Annotated in this window: 7 protein-coding genes; 2 read left to right on the top strand and 5 right to left on the bottom strand. The window is 76.4% G+C overall.

What is annotated here, in order from left to right; all coding sequences use genetic code 11:
• Nucleotides 1-135 precede the first annotated feature (135 nt).
• Both AB0G63_RS38520 and AB0G63_RS38515 read right to left on the bottom strand, forming a co-directional pair.
• On the bottom strand, nt 136-1,125 hold the full coding sequence (locus AB0G63_RS38520) for a nitroreductase family protein (protein ID WP_360760385.1): 990 nt from the start codon (nt 1,123-1,125) through the stop codon (nt 136-138).
• A 44-nt stretch (nt 1,126-1,169) separates the two neighbouring features.
• Nucleotides 1,170-1,436: an SHOCT domain-containing protein gene (locus AB0G63_RS38515; protein ID WP_360760390.1), complete on the bottom strand. Its 267-nt coding sequence runs from the start codon at nt 1,434-1,436 to the stop codon at nt 1,170-1,172.
• 215 nt (nt 1,437-1,651) lie between these two features.
• On the opposite strand from AB0G63_RS38515, the gene AB0G63_RS38510 reads away from it, so the two are divergent.
• Nucleotides 1,652-2,467 carry a universal stress protein gene (locus AB0G63_RS38510; RefSeq protein WP_360760382.1) on the top strand — a complete coding sequence of 272 codons (816 nt, stop codon included), beginning with the start codon at nt 1,652-1,654 and terminating at the stop codon, nt 2,465-2,467.
• A gap of 106 nt (nt 2,468-2,573) precedes the next feature.
• Here the strand turns inward: AB0G63_RS38510 and AB0G63_RS38505 are convergent, their stop codons facing one another.
• A complete protein-coding gene (locus AB0G63_RS38505; protein ID WP_360760380.1) occupies nt 2,574-4,943 on the bottom strand; it encodes a glycosyl hydrolase family 65 protein in 2,370 nt (789 codons plus the stop codon).
• A gap of 68 nt (nt 4,944-5,011) precedes the next feature.
• The gene (locus AB0G63_RS38500; RefSeq protein ID WP_360760388.1) at nt 5,012-5,893 is read right to left on the bottom strand and encodes a universal stress protein; all 882 of its coding nucleotides are present in this window, start codon (nt 5,891-5,893) and stop codon (nt 5,012-5,014) included.
• A gap of 260 nt (nt 5,894-6,153) precedes the next feature.
• On the opposite strand from AB0G63_RS38500, the gene AB0G63_RS38495 reads away from it, so the two are divergent.
• A complete protein-coding gene (locus AB0G63_RS38495; protein ID WP_360760377.1) occupies nt 6,154-8,772 on the top strand; it encodes a GNAT family N-acetyltransferase in 2,619 nt (872 codons plus the stop codon).
• A 114-nt stretch (nt 8,773-8,886) separates the two neighbouring features.
• Here the strand turns inward: AB0G63_RS38495 and AB0G63_RS38490 are convergent, their stop codons facing one another.
• Entirely contained in the window at nt 8,887-9,084 is a 198-nt protein-coding gene (locus tag AB0G63_RS38490; protein ID WP_360760374.1) for a hypothetical protein, read from the bottom strand.
• Nucleotides 9,085-9,292: the final 208 nt, after the last annotated feature.

Below are 9,292 nucleotides of genomic sequence, written 5' to 3'. Positions count from 1 at the left end.
GGCGGGGCCCCCCGCGGGGGGCGGGGCGGGCCGAGGCGGGTACGGGCGGCCGAGGCGGGTACGGGCGGCCGAGGCGGGCGCGGACGGCCGAGGCGGGTACGGGCGGCCGAGGCGGGCGCGGGCGGGCGGGTGGGGTTACTCGATGTCGAGTACCTCGGGTACCGGTCGGCGTGGGCTCGCGACGCCCGTGGGGCCGTAGCCCAGGCGTAGCACCATCTGGACGAAACCCATCGCGGAGACGGGGTCCCGGGCCAGCTCGCGCAGGTCGTGCTGTTCCAGGGAGTGGGAGCTGAGGGACGTGGACAGTCCGTGCAGGGTGGCGAGCAGCAGGACCCGTTCCATCGCCTGTCCGGCGCGCAGCCAGTCGGCCCTGCGGTCGTTGGTGGTGCCGAGCAGGGCCAGCTGCGGAACGGTCTCGAAGACCGCCGCCGTCCGGCCGGGGACGGGGCGGCGGCCGGCGAAGTCCCGGACCGGGGCCCGTCCTCCCGACTTCCTCGGGCCGAAGGCGTAGTCCGGGATCCCGTCGACGGCCGCTTCGGCCTCCTGCGGCCCGATGCGGGTCCAGTTCTGGATGTCCTCGAACCGCTCGGGCCGTACGCTGTCGCGCCCCTCGACGTCGTAGATGTGGTCGAGCAGCGCCTCCACGTGCCAGGCGTCGGGGAAGGCCATCTGTGCGCCCTCCTGCCGGGCGGCGTCGCACAGGGCGTCCGCCACCTCCCGCGGGATCGGCTGCTCCGTGAAGGGGTGCCGGCTGGTGTGGCGTCGGCTGATCGCCGGGAACAGCCGGGCCAGCTCGCGGTCCGGACCGCCGGTGCCGGTGAGGCGCACGGTGGCGTAGAGGTCGGGGTCGGACGGGCTGGGAAGCAGCCGGGTGTCCACGTCCCAGCCGGCGTGGGCCGCGGCGACGCGCAGGTTGAACAGGGCGGCCGCGCAGCCGAGGCACAGCGCGCGGTTGTCGGGATCGGTGCGCGTCATGGCGCGGCTGAGGTCGGGGCGCAGTTCGAAGGTGCGCGTGCCGGAGACGTACCGGAAGCGCCACGGTTGTGCGTTGTGCATCGAGGGGGCGGCCGTCGCGGCTGCCACCAGGTCCGTGATGGTGGTCGTGTCAATGGGTTGCGCCGACATGGCGCACCTCCCCTCGCAGGAGCCGGGGCGGCCGGTGTTGCGGGTCAGTGTTTGCTGAGGGTGGGGCCGTCCGCGCGCAGCACGCTCAGGCGGCGCCCGTACTCCCCCTCGTCGATCTCGCCCCGGGCGAACCGCTCGGCGAGCAGCTGCTCGGGCGGCGTCGTCGCGGGTGGGTGCGGGGGCTCGGGAGTCCGGCTCACCGCGCGGTGGACGACCATCGCGACGACGATGAGCAGGGCCCACATCAGGACCATGCCGACCGACCCGGCGGACCAGGCCCAGCCCGGCACGCCGTGCCGGTTCCAGTGCATCACGGCCGCCACCTCTCGTTCGTGCCGTACCACGCGCGGCGGGCCCGCCCCGTTCGGCGCGTATACCGCCGCTGATGGCCAGCCTCCCCGGCCCGCCGACGGGCGGGTAGGGGCCGCCGGGACTCGGTACGGGACCATCCGGCCCATCCTCGGCGGCGTCGGCCGGGCCACGCTGGCATGGAGGGGGACGGAACGCCGAGCTGGAGGCCGACGCCATGAAGCAGGTGATCGTCGTCGGTGTGGACCGGTCGGCGCGCAGCCGCCCGGCCGTGGCTTGGGCCGCGCGGGAAGCCGTGCTGCGCGACCTGCCGCTGTGCGTGGTGCACGTGGCGCCGCCCGCCGGGCCGGACGCGCCGCGCCCGGAGGCCGTGGCGGCCGCTCTCGCCGCCGGCCGGTGCCCGACGGTGGCGGTGGAGAGCGTACGGCTGACGGGCGAGCCCGGCGCCGTCCTGCTGGAGCGGGGTGCGGACGCGGCGATGACGGTGCTCGGCCTGCGCGGCGAGGGCAGGCGCACCGGGCTGACGCCGGGCTCTACGGCCCGGGTGGTCGCCGGCGCCGCACGGTGCCCGGTCGTGCTGGTCCCGGCCGGACCGGCCCCGCGGCCCCCGGCCGGCCGTCCGTACCAGGTCCTGGCGGCCGTGGACGCCGACGATCCGGCGGACGGCGCGGTCGACTTCGCGTTCGACACCGCGCGGCTGCACGGGGCGCGGCTGAACGCGCTGTACGCCGGGCCGCCTCCGCTCCGTGCGGCTGGGCCCGCGGACCGCGCGACGTCGGCGGCGCGGCACGCCGCGCGGGCGGAGCGGGAGCTGGGGCTGCTGACGCGGGCGCTGCGGCCCTGGCGGGCGAAGTACCCGGCCGTCCGGGTCTTCGAGGACGTCGTCCTGTCCGATCCGGCGCCGGCACTGATCCGGGCCTCGCACCACGTCGATGTGATGGTCGTGGGGCGCGCCGGCCGGGGCGGGCTCGGCCCGGTCGCGTACGCCGTCGCCCGCCACACCGCCTGCCCGCTCGCCGTGGTCCCGGCCTGACCGCCCGGCACGCACAGCCGTCCCGCCGCACCCAGCCCCCGCCGCACCCAGCCCCCCGCCGCTCCGCCGCCCCCGTCCCCGCCGTCCCGGCCCGGCCGCCCGGCGGTCATTCGAGGAGCGCCAGGCGGCTGGTCTCCCCCGGTTCCAGCCGTACCGCGCGGTCCGGCAGCCGCACGTCGATCGGGGACTCCTCGGACGACGGCACGATGATCTCCATCTGCCCGCGCTGCAGCCGCAGCCCCACGCCCCAGTGGCCCTGGTAGCGCATGGCGAACCCGTACGACGACAGCTCCGGCAGCGGCACCGGGTCCAGCCACAGCGCGCCGCTCCTGGTCTCGAGGCCGGTCAGGCCGCGCTGGACGAGGTCGAGGGTGCCGGCCATGGCGCCCAGGTGGATGCCCTCGCCCGTGGTGCCGCCCTGCACGTCGGCGATGTCGCCCTGCAGGGCCTCCTGGCAGAACTTCCACGCCTCCGACCTCCGGCACCGGGCCAGCACCCAGCCGTGCACCAGGCCGCTGAGGGTGGAGCCGTGGCTGGTGCGGCGCAGGTAGTAGTCGACCGTGCGGATCCAGGTGTCCTCGTCGAGCCGCATCCCCAGCCGGTGGAACAGCCCACGCAGTTCGGCCGGGGAGAACAGGTAGCCGAGCATCAGCACGTCGGCCTGTTTGGACGCCTGGTAGCGGTTGACGCTGTCGCCCTCGGCCTCCAGGATCCGGTCCAGGCGGCGGATGTCGCCGTAACTCTCGCGGTAGCCCTCCCAGTCCAGTTCGGCGAGGTTGCCGTAGCCCTCGAACTGGCTGATGACGCCCTCGTGGAAGGGCACGTGGAGGGTGCGGGAGATGTCCTCCCACTGCTCCAGTTCGCCGCCGTCCAGCCCGGTGCGCTCGACGAGTTCGCGGCGGCGCGGCTCGGGCAGCAGGTCCACCAGCTCCAGGGCGCGGCTGAGCACCCAGGACGCCGTGACATTGGTGTAGGCGTTGTCGTCGAGACCGGGCCGGGTCGCGTCCGGGTAGGCCTCGTGGTATTCGTCGGGGCCGACGACGCCCCTGATGCGGTGGCGCCGCAGCCCCTCGTCGTAGACGGCCGCGTCGGCCCAGAAGCGGGCGATCTGCAGCAGCATCTCGGCGCCCTTGGTGTGCAGGAACTCGGCGTCGCCGCTGGCCTCGCAGTACTGCCAGACGTTGTACGCGATCGCGGAGCCGACGTGGTGCTGGAGCCGCGAGTGGTCGGGCAGCCAGCGTCCCGAGCGAGGGTTGAGGTGCAGCTGCTGGGTCTCCTCGCGGCCGTCGCTGCCGCTCTGCCACGGGAACATCGCGCCCCGGCGGCCCGCGTCCCGGGCGGCGGTGCACGCCTGTTCGAGGCGCCGGTGGCGGTAGCGCAGCAGGGCCCGGGACACCTCGGGGAAGTGCAGGTTCAGATACGGCAGGACGAACAGCTCGTCCCAGAAGACGTGGCCCCGGTACGCCTCGCCGTGCAGTCCCCGGGCGGGCACGCCGACATCGAGGTCGGCGGTGTGCGGCGAGAGCGTCTGCAGCACGTGGAACAGGTGCAGGCGCAGGACACGGCCCGACTCGCCGGGCACGTCGAGGTCGGCCCGGCGCCACAGCTGGTCCCAGGCCGTGAGGTGGTCGTCGACCAGAATGTCGAACCCGGGGGCCCGGCCGACCCGATGGGTCGCCGCGTACAGCGGGTCGCTGATCGCGGGGTCGCGGGAGGTGTGCAGCGCGACGGTCTTGTCGATGACCACGGGGCGCCCCTCCGCCAGGTGCAGGCGGACCTCCTGGACGGCCCGCCGCCCCTCGTGCCGGACGGTGGCGGGCGCGTCGGCGGTCAGCCGTGCGGCGATGCCGATGCGGATGTCGGAGGTGCGGGTGCGGCAGCGCAGCCAGACCGTGTCGGTGGTGGCGGTGCCGGTGTGCACGTGGATCAGGTGGCGGCCGTCGAGGTCGCGGTAGCGGGCCACTCCGCTGTTGGTGACTCCGGCGTCCAGGGCCGCCTCGACCTGGAGTTCGCCGGAGAAGCCCTCGGCCGTGAACTCGGTGCGCAGCGCGCCGACGTGCGGGTCGGCCATGTGCGCCAGCCGCTGCTGACGCACCACCAGCACCCTGCCCTCGCCCAGGCCGTAGCGTGTCCACCGCTCCAGCAGGCCGGACGCCAGGTGCAGCAGCTGCCGGTGGTCGAGGACCGTCGCCGTGTCGGGGGTGAGCCACTGCCCGCCGTCGAGGCGGAAGCGCAGCGGCAGCCAGTTCGGCAGGTTGACCATGTCCTCGTTCTCGACCTGGCGTCCGGCCACCTCGGAGGTGAGCCGGTTGTAACAGCCGGCGATGTAGGTGCCCGGATAGTGCACGTCGTCGGCGGTGCATTCGGGGAGCGCCCCGCGGGTGGCGAAGTAGCCGTTGCCGAGGGTGCACAGGGACTCCCGGAGCCGCTCGTCCACGGGGTCGTAGCCCTCGTACTCCCAGATGCCGTCCGTCACTCGACCCGTCCTCTCCTCGCGTTGCCTGACGGTGCGTACTGCGGTGCCGGGCCGGACCGGCCGCCGGGTCACGCCCGTTGCGGCACCACGGCCACCGGGCAGGCCGCGTGGTGCAGCAGCGTGTGCGCCACCGTCCCCAGTTGCAGGCCGTGGTGGCCGTGCCGGCGCTGCGCGCCGATGACCACGAGGTCCGCGGCGGCCGAGCGGTTCACGAGTACCCTGCGGGCCGGTCCTTCCACCGTGTGCCGGCGCAGCCGCGGTCCGAGGCGTTCCGCCGCGGGCTGCCGCAGCAGGTCGTCGAGGAGCGCGGAGGCGCGCTGCTCGTGGTCGGACGCGGCTTCCCCGGCCGGCGGCCGGCGGCCGGCGGTCCCGGGCGTGGGGCGGCGCCAGGCTCGTACGACGTCCAGGGTGCAGTCGCGTGCCAGGGCCTCGCGGAAGGCGAACCGGGCCGCCTCGCCGGCCCGGGCCGGGTCGTCGGCGCCGAGCAGGATCCGCTGGTGGGTGCCGTGGACGCCGGCCTGGTCGCCGCGGACCACGATCACCGGGCAGGTGGCGCGTGCCGCCACGGTCAGGCCGACCGAGCCGAGCAGCAGGCCGGCCAGTTCCCCCCGGCCCCGCGAGCCGGTCACCACCGCGAAGGCGTCCCGCCCGGCCCGCAGCAGGGCGGCCGCCGGATCGTCGGCGACCACGTCGGCGCCGATCCTGACCCCCGGATCGGTCCGGCGGGCGCGCTGCACGGCGGAGGCGACGGTGTTCTCCACCGTCACCTGCTCGAACGTATCCCGCGCGCCGACGCCGGCGGACGGCACGGCGGGCTCGTAGCGCTCCCACAGGGAGGCGTACACCAGGCGCAGCGGCAGGGCGTGCCGGGCCGCTTCGCGCACCGCCCAGTCGAGCGCCTCCAGGCTCGACTCCGATCCGTCGACACCTACGACCAGAGCCGCCTCCATGGTGCCCACCGCCTTTCCTCGGGCGTCACGGGGTCCTGTGCTGCGGGCCTCCACGGTCACTGTCGCATCCGCCCCGGGGCTGTCGCAGGGGACGTTCGGCCCAGGCGGCTGCCCGTTCAGCCCCCTGGGGGACGTTCGGCCCAGGCGGCTGCCCGTTCAGCCCCCTGGGGGACGTTCGGCCCAGGCGGCTGCCCGTTCAGCCCCTGGGGGCCCGCGGGCGCGGGCCGGAGACTGTGGACGAGCCGGGGAGAAGGTGCGCCATGGCCGAGGTCCAGCAAACCCCCGTGCACGCTCTGCTCACGGACGGGACCATCGTTCGCATCAGGCCGGCGGGCTCCGCCGACCGCGGCGGCGTGCTGCGGCTGTGCGGACAGGCGCCGGCCGGCGAGCCGCCGTGGTTCCCCGGCCGCCGGACCCTGGTCGCCGAGCACGCCGGCCGCCTCCTCGGTGTGGCCGCCTGCGAGGAACCGCGGGAGGGCTCGGCGGCGGAGCTGTTCCTGGCCGTGGCCGACGACTGGCGGCACCGCGGCGTCGGCACGCTGCTCGTGGAGCACCTCGCGGACGCCGCCCGCGCCGACGGCGTCACCGCCTTCACCGCGGACTCCCTGTGCGACGACCACGGACCGCTCGCCCTGGTGCGGGACCTCGGGCTGCACGTCACCCGGAGGGCCGACGGCCCCCGGGTGCGCTGCACGATCGACCTGGCCGAGACCGAGGACTACCTGCGCGCCGTGGATGCGCGCGGCCGGCTGGCCGACACCGTCAGCCTGCGGCCGCTGCTGCGGCCCCGCAGCGTGGTGGTGATCGGCGCGGGCGGCGGACCCGGGTCGGTGGGGCGCGCGATCCTGCGCGACATCCGGACCCGGTCCTTCGCCGGGCACCTGTACGCCGTCGACCCACGGGCCACGCTGCTGTGCGGGGTGCCCGCCCGGCCGGCCGTGGACCGGCTTCCCGAGGTGCCCGACCTCGCCGTGGTCGCCGTGCCCGCGCCGGACGTGCCCGCCGTGGCGCGGGAGTGCGGCGAGGCGGGGGTACGTGCCCTGCTCGTCGTCTCCTCGCACCTGGACGCCGGCCAGACCGGCGCCCTGCTGGCCGCCTGCCGCCGCCACGGCATGCGGATGGCCGGACCGCATGCCCTGGGCCTGGCCAACACCGAGGACGGCGTCCGTCTCGACGCCACCTTCGCCACCCACGCGCCCGGCCCCGGCCCGGCCGGGGTGGCCGTGCAGTCCGGCGGGGTGGGCATCGCGCTGCTCGACGCGCTGACCCGGCTCGGCATCGGCGTGTCCACGTTCGTGGCCCTCGGCGACAAGTACGACGTGAGCGGCAACGACATGCTCCAGTGGTGGGAGGACGACGGGCGGACCGGCCTGGCGCTGTTGCACCTGGAGTCCTTCGGCAACCCGCGCGCCTTCTCCCGTACCGCCCGCCGGGTGGCCCGCCGGATGCCGCTGCTGACGGTGGACGCCGGCCGTTCGGAGGCCGGACGCCGCGCCGCCGCCGCGCACACCGCCGCGGCGGCCGCCCGCACCATGACCCGGCAGGCGCTGTTCACCCAGGCCGGCATCACCGCCGCCCGTTCCCTCGGCGAACTGCTGGACGCCGCCGCCCTCCTGCACGCGCAGCCGCTGCCCCGGGGGCCGCGGGTGGCGATCATCGGCAACGCGCGCGGCGCGGGCGTCCTGGCCGCCGACGCCTGCGCGGACGCCGGGCTGACCGTGCCCGAGCTTCCGGCCGCCCTGGCCGGCGAACTCCTCCGGCTGCTGCCCGAGGGCGCCGACGCCCCGAACCCCGTGGACGCGACCGCGTCCGTCGGCGAGAAGCAGCTGCGCGCCTGTGTCGACCTGCTGGCCGGCCACGCCGCGGTCGACGCCGTCCTGGTCTGTCTGGTGCCCACCGCGGTCGCCGCGGCGACCGGCGACGACCTGGTGCGCGCGGTGACGGTCCCGGGGGCCCGCCCCCGCCCGGTGGTCGCGGTGCTGCCCGCGCAGGCGGCCCGGGTGGACCTGCTGCCCGCCCGCGGCGGGGGCGGCGTGCCCGCGTACTCCGACGCCCAGGACGCCGCCCGCGCGCTGGCCCACGCGGCGCGGCGGGCCGCCTGGCTCGCCCAGCCGGCCAGTCCCGTACCGGCGTTGCCGGATGTGGAGACCCGGCGGGCGAGGACGATCGTCGGCTCGTTCCTGGAGCGGAACCCGGAGGGCGGGCTGCTGGACCCGCGGACGACCGCCGCGCTGCTCGGCTGCTACGTGGTTCCGCAGATCCCCTGGGCCTGGGCCCGTGACGAGGACGAGGCGATCGCCGCCGCCGAACGGCTTGCGGGCGCGGACGGCCGCTTCGTGATGACGGCGTACGGGCCGCGGCCGGCACACCTCGGTGCGGAGCGGGCCGTCCGTCTCGACCTGCGCAGCACCTCCCGGCTGCGGGCCGCCCACCGGGAGCTGGTGGCCCGCTACGGCGACCGGCTGGCCGGCGTGGTGGTCCGGCCGGTCGCCGGACGCGGCGCCGAACTGGCGGCCCGGGTGGTGCAGGACGACGTGTTCGGGCCGCTGGTGCTGCTCGGGCCCGGCGGCACGCCGGCCGGACTTCCCGGCGACCAGGAGGGACAGCTCGCCCCGCTCACCGAACGCGATGCGCGCGAACTGATCACGTCCGCGCGGTGCGCGCCCGCGCTCTTCGGCCGCGGCGACGGCCCGGCGCCCGACGTGGAGGCGCTCGGACAACTCCTGCACAGGCTTTCCAGGATGGCCTGCGACCTGCCGCAACTGGCGGAGGCGGACCTCGATCCGCTGCTGGCCGGGGCGGACGGCGTCCTGGCCGTCGAGGCCCGCGTGCGGCTGGTGCCGCGCCGCGGCAACGATCCCCATCTGCGCAGGTTGTGACACGAAAGAAGGCGGCGTGGAGCCGGTGCGGATCCAACGGCGGCTCGCCGGGCGGCGCGCGACGCCGGAGCCGTGCCGCGCCCCGCCCCGCCCCGCGCCGCGCCGTCCCGCCGCTCAGCAACCGGCGGCAGTACGGTGACCCGCGCCCGTCGGCCGGTGCGCGGCCCGTGCGGCCGGTCCGGAGCCGTGCCGCCCGGCCGACCGCACCGCGAGCGCGTCGGACAGCGCGGCGAGCACGTAGGTCACGGCCATCGCCGCGACCAGCAGGACGGCGAACCGCTCCCAGAACTCAGGTGTGAGTGTCGTACCCACGGTGTCCCCTCCTCTGCTCGGGCGTCGTCCCGGGGCCGTCGCGCCGAGGGCCCCGATCTCCCTCCCTACCAGCCAACTCCCTTGTGGCGCACGGCGCATGAGCCGACCGGCCCGGACCGCGGGCCGGCGGGGGCCCGTGCCCGCCCGCCCCCGGCGCACCCGGCCCGGGCCCCCTCCCCCGCGCGGGGGCAAGGGCCGGCGCCACCAC

The organism is Streptomyces sp. NPDC020996, from assembly GCF_040641355.1.
Lineage (GTDB): Bacteria > Actinomycetota > Actinomycetes > Streptomycetales > Streptomycetaceae > Streptomyces.
The sequence above is the reverse complement of the archived record's forward strand: the minus strand, read 5'-3'. Positions and strand labels throughout refer to the sequence as shown.